Below are 19,533 nucleotides of genomic sequence, written 5' to 3'. Positions count from 1 at the left end.
GGCCTCTCGGCGTCGGCCAACTGCCGTGCCTCGACCGGCTTGTTGGTTAGGGTGATGCGGAGGCTGACGAGTTCTGGGCTGCTCAGGGTGATGTCGGCGGTGGCAGCGGACGGTACTCGGGGGTGCGGCATCGCGGTAGTGGCGGGGGCTCGGCAGTCGACCGGGGGTCGGCCGGATGCGGTGGGTGTGTGAGGGGGCGGGTGGTGCCCGGAGTGCTGCCCCCGGCGCTGCGTGCCTGGCTCGGGGCGGTCGCGGCCCTCGCCGTGCTGGGGGTCGTCGTGCTCGGGGTCATGTACGCGGGCCACAGCCGGCCCGGCAGGGTGGACCGATGGATCGTCCAGCCGACGGCGGACAGTGTGCGGCCCCCGTGGCGGCACGTCGCTCTCGCCACGGACTTCCTGGGGGAGCCCGCCGGAGCGGCCACGCTCGTCGTGGCCGCCGTGACGGGCTGCCTGCTGCTTCGGTGGCTCCGCGCAGGGGTGCTCGTCGTTGCCGCTGTCGGCGTGACCGTGGCGACGACGTCGTGGGTCAAGCCCCTGGTGGGACGCACCATCCACGGCGACGGCAACCTCTCCTATCCGAGCGGGCACACCGCCTTCTTCACCGCGTTCGCCCTCGCGGTGGCGTTGCTCGCGGTCGGCTGGCTCGGTCTGGGCAGGACGGCCGGCGCGCTGCTGGTGCTCGTCGCGGCGTTGGTTGCCGGCGCCGCCATGGGCTGGGCGCAGGTCGCCCTGGGCGCGCACTACCCGACCGATGTGCTGGGCGGTTGGTGCACCGCCCTGGCCGTGGTGCCGGTGAGCGCGTGGCTCATCGACCGGTGTGCCGAGGGCCGTCGACGCGAGCCGCGCTGACCTCAGGCCAAGCGGCGGAACACCGGCTTCACCGGTCGCCCGGCCAGCCAGGGAGCGGGGTCACCGGCGTCAAGTGCCTTGCGGTACACCGCACATGCCTGGGCCACCACCTCGACGGTGCGGTCGATGTCGGCGTCGTCGAGCGCGCTGCTCACCACGAACGACGGGGCGAGCACTCCGCCCGCGAGGAGCCGGCGCAGGAACAGGGTGCGGTACTGCTGCGACGGCTGTCCGTACTCGTCGAGGGTGGCGAAGACCAGGTTGCTGGCCCGGCCCCGGACGACGACGTGGTCGCCGACGCCCATGCCTGCCGCGGCCTCACGGACGCCGGCGGCCAACCGTGCGCCCAGGGCGTGCAGTTGGGCGGTGACGCCCTCCTCGGCGTAGGTGGTCTGCACGGCCATCGCGGCGGCCAGTGAGTGCGTCTCGGCCCCGTGCGTGGTGGACAGCAGGAACACCCGCTCGCCGGAGTGCCGCAGCCCACCCCGCTCCATCAGCTCGCGGCGCCCGGCGAGCGCGGAGACGGCGAACCCGTTGCCCAGCGCCTTGCCGAACGTGGAGAGGTCGGGGACGACGCCGTACAGGCCCTGGGCGCCCGCCTCGGACCAGCGGAAGCCGGTGATCATCTCGTCGAAGACCAGTACGCAGCCGTGCCGGTCGGCCAGCTCGCGCAGGCCCGCGAGGTAGCCGGGCGGGGGCTCGGTGTGGGTGGTGGCCGGTTCGAGGATCAGGCAGGCGATCTCGTCCCGGTACCGGGTGAGGAGCTCTTCCGTCGCGGCCAGGTCCCCGTACGGGAAGGACACCGTGAGATCGGTGGTCGCCGCGGGAATGCCGGCGGACATCGGTGTCGTACCGATGAACCAGTCGTCGACGGAGAAGAACGGATGGTCGCCGCAGATGGCCACCCGCGGGCGCCCGGTGGCGGCGCGGGCGAGGCGTACCGCGGCGGTGGTGGCGTCGGAGCCGTTCTTCGCGAACTTCACCATCTCGGCGGTCGGCACCGTGGCCAGGAAGTGTTCCGCGGCGTCGGCCTCCACGATGGAAGGACGGACGAAGTTGCTGCCGCGGTCGAGTTCGCGCCGCACCGCCTCGATCACGCGCGGGTGGGCGTGGCCGAGGCTGACCGACCGCAGACCGGAGCCGTACTCGATGTAGCGGTTGCCGTCGACGTCCCACACGTGGGCGCCGTGGCCGTGGCTGATGACCGGGGCCAGATTCTCGGGGTACTGGTCGTCGCCCTTGGCGTAGGTGTGCGCGCCCCCGGGGATGACGGCGTGCAGCCGCTCGTTCGCCAGCCGCGACTTGGGGAGATGCAACTCTTCGGTGTCCACGGAGACTTCAGCCCTCTTTCCGCTTCAGAACCTCGGCGAGGCTCGGCGCCTCCCGGTCCCGCTGGGACATCGATGTGACCGGCAGCGGCCAGTCGATGGCGAGCTCCGGGTCGTCGAAGGCGATCGTCACGTCCTCGGCAGGATCGTGCGGGCGGTCGATCCGGTACGAGGTGTCGGCGGTCTCGGTCAGGGCCTGGAAGCCGTGCGCGCACCCCGCCGGGATGTACAGGGTCGCCTGTGTCTCGCCGGACAGCTCGAAGAAGGCCCGGCCCAGGTAGGTCGGCGAGCCCGCCCGCAGGTCCACGACGACGTCGAAGACGCTCCCGTTCGAGCACCGCACCAGCTTGGCCTCTCCCGCGCCCGAGCGCAGGTGCAGACCGCGCACCACGCCCCGGACCGAGCGGGACAGGCTGTCCTGGATGAAGGCGTACGGATCGATGCCCATCGAGCTGACCACGTCGGCGTCGAAGGTGCGGCAGAAGAAACCGCGCTCGTCGGCGTACGGCGTCGGCTCGAAGAGGTACGCGCCCTCGATCGCCGGGACTTCGGTCGCCTTCATATTGCCCCCCGCAGGGTGTGGTCGGCCGCCGGGAACAAGGCAGCGGTCAACGCGGTGAACTGGTCCTCCAGGCGCCGAGCGGCGAGCAGGTTCTGCTCGGCGAGAGTCCGCCTCACCTCTGCCGAACTCCGCTCCAACGCCCGGAACTTGTCGAGCAGCCGCTCGGCGTCCACGTCGCGGGCCGGGTGGCAGTACGCGCCGAGACCCATCCGGGCCATGAGCGCGTCGCTCTTCGCCGAGTAGCTGATGGCGAGGGACGGTGTGCCGACCTTCAGTGAGCAGATCAGGTTGTGGTACCGGGTCGCCACTACGGTGTCGGCGGCCGCCATCTCCTTCATCAGGTCGTCGAGGGAGGCCGTCTCGGCGGCGGTGACCAGCGGCGAGTCCACCGCGTCGAGGATCGCGTCGACCACAGGCCGGTCGAGTTCGTCGCCGGTGACAAGGCGGACCGGCCTGCCGTCCTCGACCAGCGCGCGGACGAACGCGGTCATCCCGTCGAGGTAGCGCCGGTTGATCCGAACGGCCCTCGCGCGTTCGTCGTTGCTGCCGTGGAAGTCCATGACGCCGACGCAGACCGGGCCCGGCGTGCCCGACGGCACGCTCGCCGGCGGGGTCGGCAGGGCGAACACGAGGTCCTCGTAGACCTTGTCGCGCGCGGTGTCCACGTCCATCGCCCGCATCGCGTCGCGGGACTGGTCATCCCGGTACGACCGGTATGCGGCAAGCCGTGCCGACCGGCGCACCAGGGCCCGGGTCGGCCGGTTGCCGATCGGCCCCGCGCCGACGCTGACCAGCGCGACCCGGGTGCCGAACAGCCGGCCGGTCGCGCAGAGCAGGAACAACGAGTAGGGGAAGCCCCACGGCCGCAGCGGCAGCGTGGTCTCCAGGACGCCGGTGCCCGGCACGATCACCACGTCATGCCGGCGTACCCAGGCGGCGGTGCGGACGGCGTCGACGAGTTTGCCGAGACCCTTGGCCGCGATCGCGCCCGCACGTGACGCGGTCCGGTACTCCCCGCGGTACCAGTTCAACCGCGTCGCGGGGATCCGGTACCGGGTCGCGACGTCCTCGGGTCCGCCGCACATCGCGTCCACGACCGCGTCCGGGTGCTCGGCGCGCAGGTACCCGAGCACAGCCTCCAGCGACCCGTTGTTGCCGACATTTCCGGAGCCGAGCAGACCGAACACCCCGACGCGCGTGGGAGTTTCGTCTCTGGACGTCACGCCTGCCTCCCCTCTCGGCCGGCGACGAGGGCGTCGACGGAGACGGTGATCAGGTCCGGATCGACCGGGGCACGGTCCTCGACCCGCTCACCCGCGTCCGGCCGGACCCGGCTGGCCATCCACGCGGCCAGGTGGCGGTGGCACGCGCGCCGGTCGGCGGCGGACAACGGGGCCCGCTGGATCGCCGCGACGAAGCCCCAGACGTACTCGGCGAGGAGCCGGGGCGTCGGGTGCAGGGGGCCCGCCCTGCGCGGGTCAAGGTTGACGCACCTCGATCGCTTGGACGGATTGGCCCGCTCGGCGCGGGTGGGGTGGTCGCGGCGGAAGTACAGCAGCTCCGGCACCTGGTGGAAGGGCCCGTGCAGGGCGATCTCGGCGACGAACGTGCGGTCCGCGTGGTGGTAGCTGTCGTGCGGCTTCACCCGGCGCAGCACGTCGGCCCGCAGCACCCCGTAGAAGTCGTCGCCGCCGGGCTCGAACAGCATGCTGCGCAAGCGCTCCGGTGCATGCGGCGAGTCGGTGGCGAGCGTGTACTCGTAGGGGACCGTCACCTTGCCTTCGCCGTCGATGACCGCCTGGTCGGCGTGGGCGAGGATCACGTCAGGGCGTTCGTCGAGCGCCTCCACGCAGCGGCGCAGCAGGTCCCGGGCGTACAGGTCGTCGTGCGAGGCCCACTTGAACAGTTCGCCGTGGCACTGGGTGAAGACGTAGTTGTGGTTCGGCGCGGCGCCGATGTTCCGCAGCAGCCGGATGTACCGGATGCGCGAGTCCCGCGCTGCGTACTGGCGGCAGATGTCCTGGGTCTTGTCGGTCGAGGCGTTGTCGGTGATGACCAGCTCGAAGTCCTCGTAGGTCTGGCCGAGCAGGGCGTCGAGCGATTCGGCGAGATACTCCTCGCCGTTGTAGACGGGCAGGCCGATGCTCAACCGGGGATGGGCGGTCATTGCGTCCTCACTTCGGGAAGGGGGTTCTGGCGGCGCTCGCGCAGAGCGGACCGCAGTTGCAGCCACCACACGGCGGAGCTGCAGGCGGCCGCGGCGGCGACACCCCAGGCCGAGCCGACCGTGCCGGCCAGGACCGCCCCGCCGAGCCCGCCGGCGACGTAGAAGGATGAGGCGAACAGCTGGCAGCGCAGGCTGCGCCGGGCCGCGGCGAGCGCCCGAAGCCCGGCCGCCGCGCCGGTGCCGAGGCCGGCGCCCGCGACGCCGAGCGTGACCGGCACGATGATCGCCGAAGCGGAGCTCCAGACGTCACCGAGCACGAACTCGCCGAGGCTGTCCGGCATCAGCAGCAGCACCGAGCCCCACAGCAGCGCGCCGACGGCCTGCCCACCGCCGAGGAAGAGGCAGAACCTGCCGAGCCGGTGCGGGGCTTGGCGCAGCATCCGCGCCGCCTCCGCGACGGTGACCAGCGTCAGCCCCATCAGTACGGCGAGGAACGGGCCGAGCAGCAGCTCGGCTCCCCGGATGACACCCACCGCGCCGACCCCGACGATCGCGCCGAGTCCGTAGGCCCGCAGCTGGCTCGCACCGCTGACGCCGACGTTCTCGACCAGGTACCGGTAGCTGAGGTCGCGGTGCTCGTGCAGCCATTCGCGCGCTCCGGTGAGCCGGGGCCGGATGCCGGACTGGAAACAGCCGTACACGGCGGCCACCGTGGCGGACGCGCCCCAGGCGAGCACGAAAGCGGTCACGCTGCCCGCGCGGGCCGCCACCACCATGGCAGGCACGAGCGCGACGCCCCACACGACGTCGTTCACGAACGCCTTTCGGCCGTTGCCCGCGGCGAAGAACGAGTACCGCCAGGCGTCCTGCAACAGCAGCCCCGGCAGCATGAGGCCGAGCCCGGCGAACGCGGGCCCCACCTGGCCGCCGAGAGCGAGGCCGATCACCAGACACGCGGCGCCGATGACGGCACCGACGCCCAGCGCGGTACCCGATGAGCGGGCCACCGCCCCGCGCCAGGACGTGTCGGACACGCCGCTGAAGCGCACCACGAGCGGGTCGGTGGCCAGGCCGCGGGAGACGCTGAGGACCACTCCGTAGGTCACCCAGGCCAGGCTGAACACGCCGAACGCGGTCAGCCCCAGCGAGCGGGCCACGTAGATACCCACCGCGAAGTTGGACAGGCTGGAGGCCGCCTGGTCGGCGAGGCCCCAGGACAGCCGGCCGAGGATGGCCCGCCGGGCTGCGGGCCGGGCCGTCTTCTCCTCCCCGGTGGTCATCGGCGTCACGCTTTGATCAGCCCGGCGCCGTGCAGGGCGTCGGCCGCGACGGCGACGGCGTCGAACGGCAGCCCGGACCGCTCGGCGACGTCGAGCAGACTGTGCTCGCCGTCGGAGAGGTTGAGCACCCAGAGAGTGGCCATCTGCGCCTGCTTGGTGTCGCTGCGCCCGCCGAGCGCGTCGTACAGCCCGCGGCGGCCCAACTGCGGTTCGCCGTAAGGGCTGAGATTCAGATAGCGCCGGTTGCGGTCGAGGACCGCGAACGCCTCGCGGCAGACGGCGAGCGTGTCCGCCATCGCCTCCGGCAGCACGAAGCCCGGGTTGTCCGCCGAGGTGTGGTACTCCGGGTAGTCCGCGTACGGGGTCCGGCTGAGCGAGCCCACGCCGAGGTTGAACCCGGGGGAGCAGTACTGCCGCTCGTCGTAACCGTACGGAGTGAACTCCTTCACCTGGTGCGGACGTTCGGAGCATCGCAGTACGTGCCGCAGCACCCGGTCGATCTCCGCGTCGCCGCGCCTGCTCTGTTTGTACGTCAGTTGGCCCGCGTCACCGGCGCAGGCGAGCACGAGGCCGTGCTTGACCTGCTCCACCCGCTCCTTGTTGCGGGCCAGCCAGGTGATGGCCCCGACCGTGCCGGGCGCGTAGATGAACCGATAGGTGTAGTACGGCGTCGTCCTGGCCAACTCCCTTGCCAGGAACGTCGCCACCGCGATACCGGCCAGGTTGTCGTTGGCCAGCGACGGATGGCAGACGTGGCAGGAGACGATCACCTCGTCCGGGACCTGCCCCGGGACCACGTGCTCGGCGTAGGTGAGATGGCCGTCCGAGAGCGTCGAGTCGACGCGCACCTCGTACTCACCGTCCGGCAGCGCGTCCAGGGTCTCCTGGGCCAGGCAGAAACCCCACTCCGGCTTGTAGTAACTGGTGCGGTACGGCACCCAACTCGGGTGGTCCGGAAGGGTGTGCAGGTGTTCGCGCAGCTCGGACAGCGGCATGGTCGCCGACACCGGCACGCTGTAGCCGAGCACGTGCAGGCTGGACGCGGCGAAGTCGATGACCCGGTTGCCGGCGCTGTCAGCGACGTACGCGTCTCGTATGTTCCACTCCTGCGGCACCGTCCAGTCGAGCACCTGCGTCCCGGTCGGCACCTCGTGCACCTGCAGCGGGACGTACTCGCCGACGATGTCCAGGGTGGCGCGCACGCCGTCGCCTGTGATGCTCCGGCAGAGCGGGTAGAGCCGCTCCACCAGCGCGTGCATCTCCTCGCCGGTGCCTTCTTGTACATGTGTCACCGGCGCCGCCGCAGGGTGTCGTCGACGGCGCCGGCCTCGGACGCCGCGCGCAGTACGGCGAGGCGGGTGAAGCGCCCCTCGAAGTCCTCCCGGGTCAGGTCGAACTTCCGGTAGGCGTCGGCGAGTTCGAGAGCGCCCTGCTTTACCGTCCACGCGCAGTCGAAGCCGGGAATCGCGGCGCGGAACCGCGAGAAGTCCACCCGGTAGGACCGCGGGTCGGCGCCGTTCTCCCCGGTGATCACCACCTTCGCGCCGGACACCGCGTCGGCGACCTGCTCGGCGATCTCGGCGACCGTGACGTTGTTGACCTCGCTGCCGATGTTGAACGCCCGGTCGTGCACCGCCTCTTGCGGCGCGGCGAGTGCGGCCGCGAAGGCCCGTGCGATGTCGGCGGCGTGCACCAGAGGGCGCCAGGGGGTGCCGTCGGACAGCACCAACACCTCACCCGACAGGAGCGCGTGACCCACCAGGTTGTTCAGCACGATGTCGGCGCGCAGCCTGGGGGAGTAGCCGAAGGCGGTGGCGTTGCGCATGAACACCGGGCTGAAGTCGCCGTCGGCCAGCGCGTGCAGATCGTCCTCCACCCGCACCTTGGACTCCGCGTACGGCGTCACCGGGCGCAGCGGGGCGTCCTCGCCCACCAGATCGCCGCCCCCCGCCGCGCCGTAGACGGAGCAGGTCGACGCGTACAGGAAGCGCCGTACTCCGGCGTCGCGGGCCAGCCGGGCAAGGCGTACGGACGCGTGGTGGTTGATGTCGTAGGTGAGCTCCGGCGCGAGCGATCCCAGCGGGTCGTTGGACAGCGCGGCCAGGTGGATCACGGCGTCCACGCCGGCGACATGTTCGGCCGTGACGTCGCGCAGGTCCACCTGGTGCCCCGACGGGTCGGCGGGCGGCGGGCCGAGCACGCAGTCGGCGAACAGACCGGCGTCGAGGCCGACGACTTCGTGTCCGGCGGCCGTGAGGACCGGGGCCATCACGGTGCCCAGGTACCCCTGGTGGCCGGTGAGCAGTACGCGCAAGGTTCATTCCCCCAGATCGAATGTGCCGAGATCGAGCGTGAGTTTGGTGACGGCGAACGCCTCGGCGTAACGCGCGTGGCATTCGATGCCGCGAATCCGCGCGAGACCGAGGAAGGCCTCCCGGTCGTACCAGGGCCGGTGCCGCTGCGAGGGGTAGTGCTCCTGCAGCAGCCGCACCTTCTGTTCGGCGGTCTCCGGCGACAGCGGCTGGTACGCCGTCATGCGGCCGAGATCGCCGTCCCACTTGACGATCTCGTAGCCGAGTACGAGGTGGTCGCGGAAGGCGGTGGGCATCAGCCGCGCCAGGCCGCGGTGATCCTGGTGTGCGTCATCGGTGCGCGGGGCGAGGACCAGATCCGGCTCGGTCTGCCCGCGCAGTTCCTCGACCGCGGCCTTGGCCTCGTCCCAGTGCACGGGCATCCGGCCGTCCGGCAGCTTGAGCACCGTGAGCCGCAGGTCGGCGCCCGGGCAGAAGGCTGCGAGCGCGGCACGCTCCTCCTGCTCGCGCTCTCCGCCACCGCCGGAGAGCACCAGCGCGTCGACGCGGACACCCGGCCTCGCGAGACACAGCGTGAGGAGCGTGCCGCCGGCGCCGATGGCGATGTCGTCACAGTGCGCGCCCACCGCGACGATCCGGTCCAGGCGCCCGGACCCGAGCCGGATCACGCGCCCACCCCGGCGCTGTCCCGCTCCCACACGGCCCATGGACGGTCGCCCCGGGCGTAGGCGGAGTCGAGCGCGGCCCGCTCCTTCACGGTGTCGGTCGGCTTCCAGAAACCGCGGTGCTGGTGCGCGACAAGGCGTCCCTGCTTGGCGAGTTGGGCGCACCCGTCGGCGACCAGGTCGCCGTTCTCAGGTATGTGGTCGAAGACTTCCTGACGGAGCACGAAGTAGCCGCCGTTCTCCCACAGCGGCAGGTCGCTCACCGCGGTGATGCCTCCCACGAGGCCGTCCTCGCCCAGCTCCACGCAGTGGAACGAGGACTGCGGCGGCACGACCATCATCGACGCGCCGGCGTCACGCCGGGCGAACCGGTCGATCATCTGCGGCAGCGGGGCGTCGGTGAGCACGTCGGCGTAGTTGGCGAGGAACATCTCGTCGCCGTCCAGGTGGTGCCGCACCCGGCGCAGCCGCTCGCCGATCGGCGACTCGATGCCGGTCTGCGCGAACGTGATCGTCCAGTCCGATATATCGGTGGAGAGCAGTTCGGTCCGCCCGCCGCGCAGCACGAAGTCGTTGGACGTCGTCTCCTCGTAGTTGAGGAAGAAGTTCTTGATGTGGTGGGCGCCGTATCCGAGGCACAGGATGAACTCCGTGTGCCCGAAGTGCGCGTAGTAGCGCATGACATGCCAGATCAGCGGCCTGGGGCCGACCATAGCCATCGGCTTGGGCACGTCGTCGGCGGCACCGCTGCGCATCCGCATCCCGTAACCGCCGCAGAACAGTACGACCTTCATGCTGTGGCCTTTCCAGATGGGGCCTCGACGATGCTGAGTTCCGGGATCGGGAAGACCAGACGGCCGCCCCAGTCGTGTACGTAGGACAGCTGCTCGACGAGCTCGGCCCGCAGGTTCCAGGGCAGGACGAGCACGTAGTCCGGCCGGTCGGCGGCTATCTGCTCGGGCGCCAGGATCGGGACGCGGGTGCCCGGGGTGTACCTGCCGTGCTTGTAAGGGTTGCGGTCGACCGTGTACGCGAGCAGGTCGGGCCGGATGCCGCAGTGGTTGAGCAGGGTGTTGCCCTTGCCCGGTGCGCCGTAGCCGACGACCGTCTCACCGCGCTCGGCCGCCGTGATGAGGAACTTGAGAAGATCGCGGCGCACCTTGGCCACCCGGGCGGAGAACTCGGTGTAGCCCGACAGCTCCTGCAGTCCGGCGGCCTTCTCCCGCGCCAGCACGTCGGTCACCCGCCGCGTGGGCTCGCCCGCCGCCTCGACGGGCCGGGCCCAGAGCCGGATGGAGCCGCCGTGCGTGGGCAGCAACTCGACGTCCACCAGGGCGAGTCCACCGCTCGCGAGCGCCCGGATCGCGGACGCGACCGTGTAGTACTGGAAGTGCTCGTGGTAGATCGTGTCGTACTGGTTCTCCTCGATCAGGGTCAGCAGGTGCTGCACCTCGATGGAGACCCAGCCGTCGTCGGCGACCAGGGCGCGCAGCCCCTCGGTGAACCCGACCACGTCCGGGATGTGCGCGTACACGTTGTTGGCCACGACCAGATCCGCCGGGCCGTGTTCGGCGCGGACGGCCGAGCCGGTGTCCGGGCCGAGGAACTCCGTGAGCGTGGGGACACCCGCATCGCGCGCCGCGGCGCCGACGTTCACCGAAGGCTCGATGCCGAGGCAGCGGATCCCCCGGTCCACCACGTGCTTCAGCAGGTAGCCGTCGTTGCTCGCGACCTCGACGACGAAGGCGTCGGGGCCGAGCCCCACCCGCGCCGCCGCGTCGGCGACGAACGTGCGCGCGTGCTCCACCCAGGAGGTCGAGAAGGACGAGAAGTACGCGTACTCGCTGAACGTGTCCTCCGGCGTGATCAGCGGAGGAATCTGCGCGAGCCAGCAGTCGGTGCAGACCCGCAGGTGCAGCGGGTATGCCGGCTCCGCCTTGTCCAGTTGGTCCGCGGCGAGAAAGCTCTCACATGGTGGCGTCGCCCCGAGATCGACAACGCTCGCCATCGCCTCCGAGCCGCAGAGTCGGCATCGTGTCATCTGCTGTCCCCATCCCCCCTGCTCGCGCGGGTGTCCCCGCCGCGAGCCAGTGCTGACCGACCCGCGATCGCGGAGCGGTACCCCTCCACCAGGCGCTCGAGGCCGACGGCAGGGCTGAACCCCTGCTCGTAACGGCGCCGGGCCGCCCGGCCCATTTCCTGGTTGCGGGCCGTATCGGCCGTGACCCGGCGTACGCAGTCCGCGAGCGAGGCAGCATCGCCCGGCCGGTGCAGCAGCCCGCTCACGCCGTCCTCGACGAGCTCGACGAAGGCGCCGTGACGGGCGGCGACGGTCGGTACCCCGGCCGCCATCGCCTCCACGACCACCAGGCCGAACGCCTCCAGCCACGTCGAGGGAGCCACCACGGCCACCGCCCGCGCGATGGCCTTCTGGCTCTCCGCCGTGTCGTACAGGCCGACGCAGCGCACGTCGTCCCGGCCCGCGGCCCAGGCGGTCATCTCCTGCTCCAGTGGCCCCGCACCGGCGACCACGAGTGGCACGCCCACGCCGCCGTCCGCGGCGAGCTCGTCCCACGCGGCCATGAGCAGCCGCACGCCCTTGGCTTCCGCGAGGCGGCCGAGATAGAGCAGATGCTCGCCCGCGCCCTCGCGGCGGATCTCCGGCTCGGGCACGAAGTTGTGCTTCACCGCGAGGCGTTCGGCCGGCATGCCGGACCGCACCAGGACGTCGCGCTGCGCAGCGGAGATGCAGAAGAACCGCTCCACGCCGGACCACCACCGCCGCCGGTTGACGAGAAGGCTGAGCGCGAGCGGCACCGTCGCGAGCCGGGAGTTCCGGTAGCAGCCGTGCCGGACGGCGGGCAGCGGCGCCACCGCCCCGACGCACTCGGTGCACGGCCTGCCGTCCCGCTGCAGTGTGCCGGGCGGGCAGACCTGGGTGTAGTTGTGCAGCGTGGCCACGACGGGCACGTCGGCGTCGGCGCAGGCGGCGATGACCGAGGGCGACAGGAGCGGGAAGACGTTGTGGACGTGGACGACGTCCGGCCGCTCGGCGCGCAGCCGGGCGGCGAGCTCCTTGCGGACCGCAGGGTTCCATGGCACGAGCAGCGGCACCGCCGCCTTGGAGGGGAGGGAGCGGGCGCCGATGTCGTCGCTGCGCCGCTCGAACACCTCGACCCGGTGGCCGGCGGCGCGCAGCAGCGCCACCTCCTGGTCGACGACCTTGTTCTCGCCGCTCGGCTGCGCCGAGGCGTAGCGGTTGTGCACCACGAGGACGTGCATGCTCACAGTCGCCTCCGATCTTGGGCCCATCGCGGGATACGTCGCCGGGGCACCGCGGGCTTCGCCAGGGGCGTGGCCGCCGCGGGGGTCGCGAGGAGCGAGGCGGCCAGGGCCAGATGCAGCAGATACGGCGAGGCGTCGCCAAGACCGGCCTCGGTGTACGACGCGATCGCGCAGTAGCTGATCAGGAAGATCGCGCAGGCCCTCGCGAACGACGGCGGTCGCAGCAACGCGACGCCGCCGAGGATGGTGATGAACGCCGTCACGAGAGTGACGCCCGCCCAGCCCTGCTCGTGGTAGACGGCCAGCCAGCTGTTGTCGATCGGCAGCCCGCCGAAGGACTTGTCGCCCAGACCCATGCCGAACAGCTTCTCCGCGGTCGTCCGGGGTGCGGCGAGGAGGGCGTCCCACACCTTGGCCCGGCCGGTGAGGCTGGTGAGGTACTCCTGGCTCTGTCCGCGCAGGAACCACGCCCGCAGCAGGGGGGCGAACCCCACCGCGGCCACCGTGGCGACGACCACCGACCAGGTGAAGAACCGGCGGGCGGCGGCGCTGGTCAAGACGAGCGAGCCGATCGCCAGCACGAGTCCTATGAGCATGCCGAGCGTGGCCGTGCGGGTATGGGTCAGCGCGAGCAGGACGAGCGAGGGCACGATGATGACCGCCGCGCTGACCCTGTCGGTCCTGCGCCCCAGGAGGAGCAGCACGGTGAGCCCGATGATCACTGCGGCGTACTGACCGATCTGCGGCGGGGTGAGCGGCCACAACGCGCCGACCAGCCGTCCCCCGTAGACGTCGGGCATGGCCGCGCCCGGTGAGATGACCGCGCCGGCGGCGACCGACCCGAGCACCGCGAAGTAGCTGCGGATGTGGTGCCGGACGAACGTCTCGCTGCCGTCCCACCAGCGGCTGAGCAGCCACAGCGTGCCGACGAAGAGAGCAAGGCGGGTACAGCGGAACAACGCGCCGAACCCGGACGCCAGTTGCAGACTGGAGATCACGCTCGGCACAAGCAGCAGGGTGAGCAGCAGCAGGAAGGCGCTGGCGTGGATGCGCAGCCGCAGATTGAGCGCGAGCGCCAGCGTGAACGCGCCGACCAGCGCGCCCATCGTGACCAGCTGGATGAGGGAGCGGGGCAGCGGGATGACGGTCTCCGCCCCTGCGGAGCCGAGCGTGTTGAGGATGAGCAACCCCCACACGGTCCCGACGAGCTTCGGCGTGCCGGGGGGCGGTTCGACGCCGGAGCGCGGTTCGACGCCGGGCCGCGTGCCCGTGGTGTCCGCTCCGCCCGGCAGTCCACCGCGCCGCAGGTCCTGACGCATCTCAATCACCGGCCCGTACACGGAGGGTGCTGCTCGTGTCCTGCTCGTACGGCGTGCCCTGCCACTGCCTGAAGTCGAGCACCCGGCTCGGGTCGTGGGCGACGAACTTCCACGGTCCGATGTAGACGTTGTCGCGCCAGCGGTTGCCCTGCTTGTGGGTGATCGCGTCGGCCACCCGCTCGCCCTTGTACGGCGACCACTTCGGATACGTGCCGTAGTTGGCGAGGACCGCCATGCGGTCGCACATCGCCGTGCACTTGAGGACGGACTTGTCGAGGACGAACCGGTTGGTGTGGATGTCCACCCGCTGGGTCTTCCACCGGCAGTCGGCGTAGAGCGGCGCGGTGGCGATCTTCGGCTGCGCGCAGCGGTCGGTGTTCTTCTCCAGCAACGTGCAGTCGCCGGACGAGGTGTTGGCGGGGCTGTTGCAGAACCGGTCGGCGTTCTCCCACAGGGTGATCCCGGACCAGTTGTTCTCCAGGAGGTTCCGGTAGACCTCGATCTTGTCCGTGCGGGCCCGGACCCGTGGTTCGCCGCCGGACTCGGACAGGTAGAGGGTCGCGAAGGGGAAGTCGTCGCCGCCGGAGGCCCCCTTACGGCCCTCGACCCAGTTGTTCCGCCGGATCGTGTTCTTCCGGATGACCGCGTTGTAGCTGGTCTCATAGATCAGCGCGGCACCGTCGTTGGCCTCGAGTACGTTGTCCTCGATCCGGAAGTCGTTGTTGTTGGTGTCCGCCCACAGTCCGGTTCCGCGGTTGTCGTGCACCCAGTTGCCACGGATGTCGGCGCCGTCGACGGCCCAGAACTTGACGCCCCCGGTGCAGCCGCAGCCCTCCCGCCGCCGCTCCCAGTCACCGGTGTTGTTGCCCACGATCTCGTTGCCCTCGAGCACCAGGTCGCGAAGAGGGCCGGTGCCCTTGTAGGCGTTCATGCCGTACTGCCCGTTCTTGCGCAGGCAGTTGGCGCGGACCTGCTGTCGGGCACCGGCCATCAGCCCGGCGCCGGAGTTGTACTGGATCGTCGAGTGCTCGATCACCCATCCGTCGGCCGAGTCGTGGTTGACCACGCCCTGGTCGTGCGGCGCGACGAAACCCTGCACGGTCAGGTGGCGGACGGTGACGTCACGGGCATCGCCGCCGAACGCGTACTGATTCTTCTTCCGGCCGTCGAGCACCGCGCCCGGTGCGCCGAGATAGCGGTTCCCCTTCTTGGGGATGACCTGGGCGTGGCGGCCCGCTTCGAGCGTGTGCTTGCCGGGGCGGAGCCAGAACGTGGTGTTCGCGGGGCTGCTCTTGGTCTTCGCTGCCAGGTCGTTGACCACCTTGGGGTCGACCGTCACCGCGCCCGCCGGCGCCTTCGTCGGCCCGGCCGCGGGCTCGGCGCACACCCGGGCCACGGCTCGGGCCCCGGACTTGGCCGACGCAGGGGTCGGCTCCGCCCGGTCGCCCGGCGAGCTCTCACAGCCGGTCGTCACCAGCAGCACGGTGAGCGCCGCCGCCGGTAACACCCAGTTCCTCCCCTTCATCCCCACAGCCCCCTAGCCCCGGAACCTGAGCACGGTCGTGAACCCCTGCGTGCCGTCGGCGAAGCCGGTGCCGATCAGTGTCGTGGCGGGTTCCTTGCGCCCGAAGCCGGGGGAGTACCAACCCCGCGGTGGATCGCTCTCGCCGTGATGTGCGTGCCAGGACAGTTGCTCGGGCAGGTCGAGCACCGCGAAACGGTCCTCGCCCTCCCGGGTCCAGGTGAGCACCGCCCAGTTCCCCACCAGGTCCGCGGCGATCGCCGGGCCGAGGTGGAACGCGAGGCGCACGGCCGCCCGGCGCCCGCCGCGCACCTCGTCGATCACCCGCAGCTCCTGGCTCGCGGCGGTCAGCTCCACCCGGCGGCGGTGCACCGCGCCATGGGCACGCCGGTATCCGTCGTGCTCGGCGCTCCAGCGGGTCACACCCCCGTCGGAGGTGTCCGTGCCGCCCGCGGCCAGGACGCGGCTGCGGGCGTGCCGGATCCACAGGAACGGGCCGCCGGAGACGGACTGGTCGGCGCCGGCCAGTTCCAGGGTGTTGTGGCCGAGGGTCGAGCGGAAGTACTGCCGCCACTCGGGCTGCCCGTGGTAGCAGAACGTCCCCGGGTCGGCGAGTACGTCGACCCCGTCCTGCCGGACCTCCACCGACAGCGCGTCCGCGTGGGCATGCGCGGCGATGGAGAGGAAGCCGTGCGGACCACCGTCGCAACGGCACCAGATCTCGTCCGGACCGCGCAGGATGGTCATGCCCGCGTCCGCGAAGTGGCCCGGTCTGCTGGAGGGGCGGGCCACGGCCGGTGCGGTCCCGTCCTTCGCGTACGGCCGGATGAGCGCGGCGAGCAGCGGGGTGCGCACGTCGGTCCCGGTCACCGCCGGCCACCAGGCGAGCCGGCCGAACACCGCGTCCCCGGTCGCGAGCAGCGAGGACCAGCGGTCGGTGCCCGCGCCGTCCACGATCAGACCGTGTCCGTCGTCCGCGTCCCCCTGGCGCGGAGGCCGCAGCCGGTTGTCCACGACGGCCGCGAGCGCGTCGGTCATCCGCAGCAGCACCAGGCGGACGGTCGCGGGGACCGGCACGTCGGCGGCATCGGCCTCGGCCACCGCGGCCAGGCCGAGCTCGAGGACAAGCCCGTGGTACTCGCTCGCCAGCTCGCGGTTGAGCCCGGAGAGGAAGGTGTTGCCGCGCAGGTGCCGCTCCAGCGACCGCAGCGCGTCGTCCCGCCAGCGCTCCGACGAGGCGAACCAGTTGAACGCGCAGGCCGCGGCGAACTGCCCGGCGGCCTCGGCGATGATGTGGTTGTTCGCCGAAGAGCCCCGGCTGGGGAATCCGGCCAGCCAGCGCTGGTGGTGCCAGATCTGGTTCAGCGCCACCGGGTTGTCCTCGAAGAGACCGGCCGCGCCCGGCCAGCCGTCGAGCAGCCTGCGGACCCACACCCAGGAGAGCAGCCGCATGCCCAGCTCGATGCCACTGATCCAGTGCACGCCGCGCAGCGGAGGGTTGGCCGCCCACCAGGACCGCAGGTGCTCGGCCACGCGCTCGGCGTACCGCTCATCGCCGGTGACCGCGTAGGCGGCGGCGAGCACGGTGAGGTACTGATGCCGGGACAGCTCCCAGATCTGCTTGATGTCCCCGACCGCGTCCTCGTTGCGGTACGGCAGGTCGAAGGCATAGCCCCACGGGGCATGGCGCCCGGTCTTCGGGTCGTACCACCAGTCAGGGTCGACCAGGTCGTCGCGGGGCACCCCGAAGTACTCGGCGTGCCCGGCCATCAGCCGCTCCGCCGCGTCGACCAGACGTTTCGCGGCGTCCGGCGGCACCGCGGCGAGCGCCGCGGCGGGCAGTACCGCGGTGAAACGGGCGCCGCGCACGTTCGGGCACTGCGGCCGCGCCGAGCGCCACCGGCGCCTGCGCACGGTGTCGCCCACCCGGCCCGCGACCTCCCGCGGGCCCATCCGGGACAGCCGCCGCAGGTACCAGACCGGATTCCCCGAGTTCACGGTCATCGCGCCCCCGTCAGCGCCACCGGCACGCCGCCCACCAGGCCGGTCTGCACGGCGAGGGTGGCCGCCGTCGTGGCGACGAGGGACTCCAGCGGTACCGGCATCGGCCCACCGGTCCGCACGGCCCTGACGAACGCGGCCAGTTCGGCGTTCTGGCCCTTGTCCCGGGCCTTGGGCAGCCGCGAACTGATCCACCGCTTGGGGCCGTGGACCGAGGCACGGACGAAGTCGTCGAGCCGCAACACCTTGCCGTCCCCGACGAGGTCCAGCGTCTCCTTGGGGAAGCCGGGCGCACCGGTGGTGACATAGCTGATGGTGGCGGTGGACCCGTCCGGGTAGCGCAGCACGACCTGCAGGTCTTCGTTGCCGGACGTGGCGACCGCGTACACCGAGACCGGGTCGGCCCCGAGCAGCCAGCTCGCCGTGTCGATGAAGTGCCCGCCCTCGCCGGCGAACCGCGAGCCCTCGGCGCCCTGTTGGAGGTACCAGCTGCCGTTCTGCAACCGGCCCGCGTTGACCAGATAGCGGAGGTTCGCCGGGCCGCTCCGGGCGCCGAACCGCTGCTTGGCTTCCTGGAGCAGCGGCGAGAACCGGCGGTTGAAGCCCACCTGCAGCCGGTCGTTGCCGGACTCCTCCACCGCCGCGAGCACGCCCGTCAGCTCGTCCTCAAAGAGCGCCAGGGGCTTCTCCACGAACACCGACTTGCCGGCGAGCAATGCCCTTCGGGTCAGGTCGGCGTGCGAGCTGTGCCGGGTGACCACGAACACCGCGTCGATGGACTGGTCGCCGAGCACGGCGTCGAGATCGGTCGTCGCGTCGGCGAAGCCGAACTTCCGCTTGGCGTTGGCCGCGGACAGCGCCGTCGTGGTGACGACCGTGGACAACTCGACGCCGTCGCGCCGCGCCAGGTGCGGCAGCAGCATCGACGTCGCGTAGTTTCCCGCGCCGACGAACGCGAGGCGTACGGGCGACTTGGTGGCCCGGGGCGTGGCGGACACCTGGCCGCCCCCTCGCTTCACCGCGGGCACGGCCACCGCCGGGGCCTCCGCTTCCGTTTCCGCCGTCTGCTCGGGGTAGCGGAACAGCACGGCCACGGCCTTCAACTCGCCGTCCTTCAGGCTCTGGTAGGTCTCCACGGCGTCATCGAAGGCGGCGATGTGGGAGATCAAGGGCTCCACGTCGACGCGGCCCCGGGCGGCGAGATCGAGGAAACACGCCAGGTTGCGGCGCTCGGTCCAGCGGACGTAGCCGATCGGGTAGTCCCTGCCCTCCAGTTCGTACGCCGGGTCGTAGCGCCCCGGGCCGTAGCTGCGGGAGAAGCGGACGTCGAGCTCCTTCTCGTAGTACGCGTTCCACGGCAGGTCGAGGCTGCACTTGCCGATGTCGACGACCCGGCCGCGGTCCCGGCTCAGGTGGGCGGCCAGCTCGACGGGCTGGTTGCTGCCACCGCCGGCGGCCAGGTACACCTGGTCCACGCCGTAGCCCTCGGTGAGATCGGCGACGGCGGCTTCCACGGCGGCGGACGCGGGGTCTCCGCAGGCCGCGGCGCCCGAGCGCTCGGCGAGCTCGCAGCGCGCCGGGTCGGGATCGACCCCGACGACGCGGACCCCCGAGGCGGTGAGAAGCTGCACCACCAACTGCCCGATGAGACCGAGGCCGATGACAAGGGCCACGTCCCCGAGCTGCGGCTCGCCGCGGCGGACGCCCTGCATCGCGATCGACCCGACGGTGCCGAAGGCCGCGTGCCGCGGCGCGAGTCCGTCCGGCACCGGGGCGTAGAGGTTCTTCGGCACCCAGTTCAGCTCGGCGTGCAGCGCGTGCTCGTTGCCGGCGCAGGCCACCAGGTCGCCGGCCTTCACGTCGTCGATCCCGGCGCCGACCTGCTCGACCACCCCGCACAGCGAATAGCCGAGCGGCGTGTAGGAGTCCAGCTTGCCCATCACCTTGCGGTAGGTGGCGGGCACCCCGTTGGTGGCCACGCTCTGCATGACCTTGGCCACCTGGTCAGGCCGGGAGCGGGCCTTGCCCACCATCGACATGCCGGCCTCTGACACCTTCATGAGCTCGGTACCGGTGGATATCAACGAGTAGGCGCTGCGGACCAGCACACCGTCCGGCTTGCACCCCGGAACCGGCACGTCGAGCAGCGCCAGCTCACCACTCTTGTAGTTCTGTACAACCTGCTTCACCCGAGCTCCTCTTGCTTCAAAATCCAACGCCGTCAAAATCCAACGCCGACAA

16 protein-coding genes are annotated in these 19,533 nt (G+C 71.4%); 1 reads left to right on the top strand and 15 read right to left on the bottom strand.

Annotated elements, in window-relative coordinates; all coding sequences use genetic code 11:
• The first annotated feature begins 188 nt into the window (after window positions 1–188).
• On the top strand, window positions 189–851 hold the full coding sequence (locus ACZ5WE_RS25165) for a phosphatase PAP2 family protein (RefSeq protein ID WP_467692726.1): 663 nt from the start codon (window positions 189–191) through the stop codon (window positions 849–851).
• Between the two features lie 2 nt (window positions 852–853).
• Here ACZ5WE_RS25165 and ACZ5WE_RS25160 read toward each other — a convergent pair whose 3' ends face one another.
• The 15 genes from ACZ5WE_RS25160 to ACZ5WE_RS25090 are packed head-to-tail and all read right to left on the bottom strand — an operon-like array spanning window position 854 to window position 19,481.
• Window positions 854–2,182 carry a glutamate-1-semialdehyde 2,1-aminomutase gene (locus tag ACZ5WE_RS25160; RefSeq protein ID WP_467692728.1) on the bottom strand — a complete coding sequence of 443 codons (1,329 nt, stop codon included), beginning with the start codon at window positions 2,180–2,182 and terminating at the stop codon, window positions 854–856.
• 7 nt (window positions 2,183–2,189) lie between these two features.
• Window positions 2,190–2,741 (bottom strand): dTDP-4-dehydrorhamnose 3,5-epimerase, encoded by a 552-nt coding sequence (rfbC, locus tag ACZ5WE_RS25155; RefSeq protein ID WP_467692730.1) that lies wholly within the window; start codon window positions 2,739–2,741, stop codon window positions 2,190–2,192.
• Window positions 2,738–3,964: a polysaccharide pyruvyl transferase family protein gene (locus ACZ5WE_RS25150; protein WP_467692732.1), complete on the bottom strand. Its 1,227-nt coding sequence runs from the start codon at window positions 3,962–3,964 to the stop codon at window positions 2,738–2,740. The genes rfbC and ACZ5WE_RS25150 overlap by 4 nt, the downstream gene beginning before the upstream one ends.
• Window positions 3,961–4,908 (bottom strand): glycosyltransferase family 2 protein, encoded by a 948-nt coding sequence (locus tag ACZ5WE_RS25145; RefSeq protein WP_467692734.1) that lies wholly within the window; start codon window positions 4,906–4,908, stop codon window positions 3,961–3,963. Before ACZ5WE_RS25145 ends, ACZ5WE_RS25150 begins: the two co-directional genes overlap by 4 nt.
• Window positions 4,905–6,188: a hypothetical protein gene (locus ACZ5WE_RS25140; RefSeq protein WP_467692736.1), complete on the bottom strand. Its 1,284-nt coding sequence runs from the start codon at window positions 6,186–6,188 to the stop codon at window positions 4,905–4,907. The genes ACZ5WE_RS25145 and ACZ5WE_RS25140 overlap by 4 nt, the downstream gene beginning before the upstream one ends.
• Window positions 6,189–6,193: 5 nt before the next feature.
• Entirely contained in the window at window positions 6,194–7,447 is a 1,254-nt protein-coding gene (locus ACZ5WE_RS25135; protein WP_467692822.1) for a DUF4910 domain-containing protein, read from the bottom strand.
• 29 nt (window positions 7,448–7,476) lie between these two features.
• Complete coding sequence (locus ACZ5WE_RS25130; RefSeq protein ID WP_467692738.1) at window positions 7,477–8,502, bottom strand: NAD-dependent epimerase/dehydratase family protein; 1,026 nt, start codon at window positions 8,500–8,502, stop codon at window positions 7,477–7,479.
• Between the two features lie 3 nt (window positions 8,503–8,505).
• Window positions 8,506–9,168 carry a PIG-L deacetylase family protein gene (locus tag ACZ5WE_RS25125; protein ID WP_467692740.1) on the bottom strand — a complete coding sequence of 221 codons (663 nt, stop codon included), beginning with the start codon at window positions 9,166–9,168 and terminating at the stop codon, window positions 8,506–8,508.
• Complete coding sequence (locus ACZ5WE_RS25120) at window positions 9,165–9,959, bottom strand: glycosyltransferase family protein (RefSeq protein WP_467692742.1); 795 nt, start codon at window positions 9,957–9,959, stop codon at window positions 9,165–9,167. The genes ACZ5WE_RS25125 and ACZ5WE_RS25120 overlap by 4 nt, the downstream gene beginning before the upstream one ends.
• Window positions 9,956–11,206 carry a methyltransferase domain-containing protein gene (locus ACZ5WE_RS25115; RefSeq protein WP_467692744.1) on the bottom strand — a complete coding sequence of 417 codons (1,251 nt, stop codon included), beginning with the start codon at window positions 11,204–11,206 and terminating at the stop codon, window positions 9,956–9,958. Before ACZ5WE_RS25115 ends, ACZ5WE_RS25120 begins: the two co-directional genes overlap by 4 nt.
• Complete coding sequence (locus ACZ5WE_RS25110; protein ID WP_467692824.1) at window positions 11,203–12,447, bottom strand: glycosyltransferase; 1,245 nt, start codon at window positions 12,445–12,447, stop codon at window positions 11,203–11,205. The genes ACZ5WE_RS25115 and ACZ5WE_RS25110 overlap by 4 nt, the downstream gene beginning before the upstream one ends.
• Before the next feature lie 2 nt (window positions 12,448–12,449).
• Window positions 12,450–13,769 carry an O-antigen ligase domain-containing protein gene (locus ACZ5WE_RS25105; RefSeq protein WP_467692825.1) on the bottom strand — a complete coding sequence of 440 codons (1,320 nt, stop codon included), beginning with the start codon at window positions 13,767–13,769 and terminating at the stop codon, window positions 12,450–12,452.
• Between the two features lies 1 nt (window position 13,770).
• The gene (locus ACZ5WE_RS25100; protein ID WP_467692746.1) at window positions 13,771–15,294 is read right to left on the bottom strand and encodes a right-handed parallel beta-helix repeat-containing protein; all 1,524 of its coding nucleotides are present in this window, start codon (window positions 15,292–15,294) and stop codon (window positions 13,771–13,773) included.
• 12 nt (window positions 15,295–15,306) lie between these two features.
• Window positions 15,307–17,295, bottom strand: coding sequence for an alginate lyase family protein (locus tag ACZ5WE_RS25095; RefSeq protein ID WP_467692748.1), 1,989 nt, complete (start codon window positions 17,293–17,295; stop codon window positions 15,307–15,309).
• The gene (locus ACZ5WE_RS25090) at window positions 17,292–19,481 is read right to left on the bottom strand and encodes a bi-domain-containing oxidoreductase (RefSeq protein WP_467692750.1); all 2,190 of its coding nucleotides are present in this window, start codon (window positions 19,479–19,481) and stop codon (window positions 17,292–17,294) included. The genes ACZ5WE_RS25095 and ACZ5WE_RS25090 overlap by 4 nt, the downstream gene beginning before the upstream one ends.
• Between the last annotated feature and the right edge of the window lie 52 nt (window positions 19,482–19,533).

It is taken from the genome of Streptomyces sp. NPDC033180, from assembly GCF_055577645.1.
This window is presented reverse-complemented; position numbering and strand designations above follow the sequence as displayed.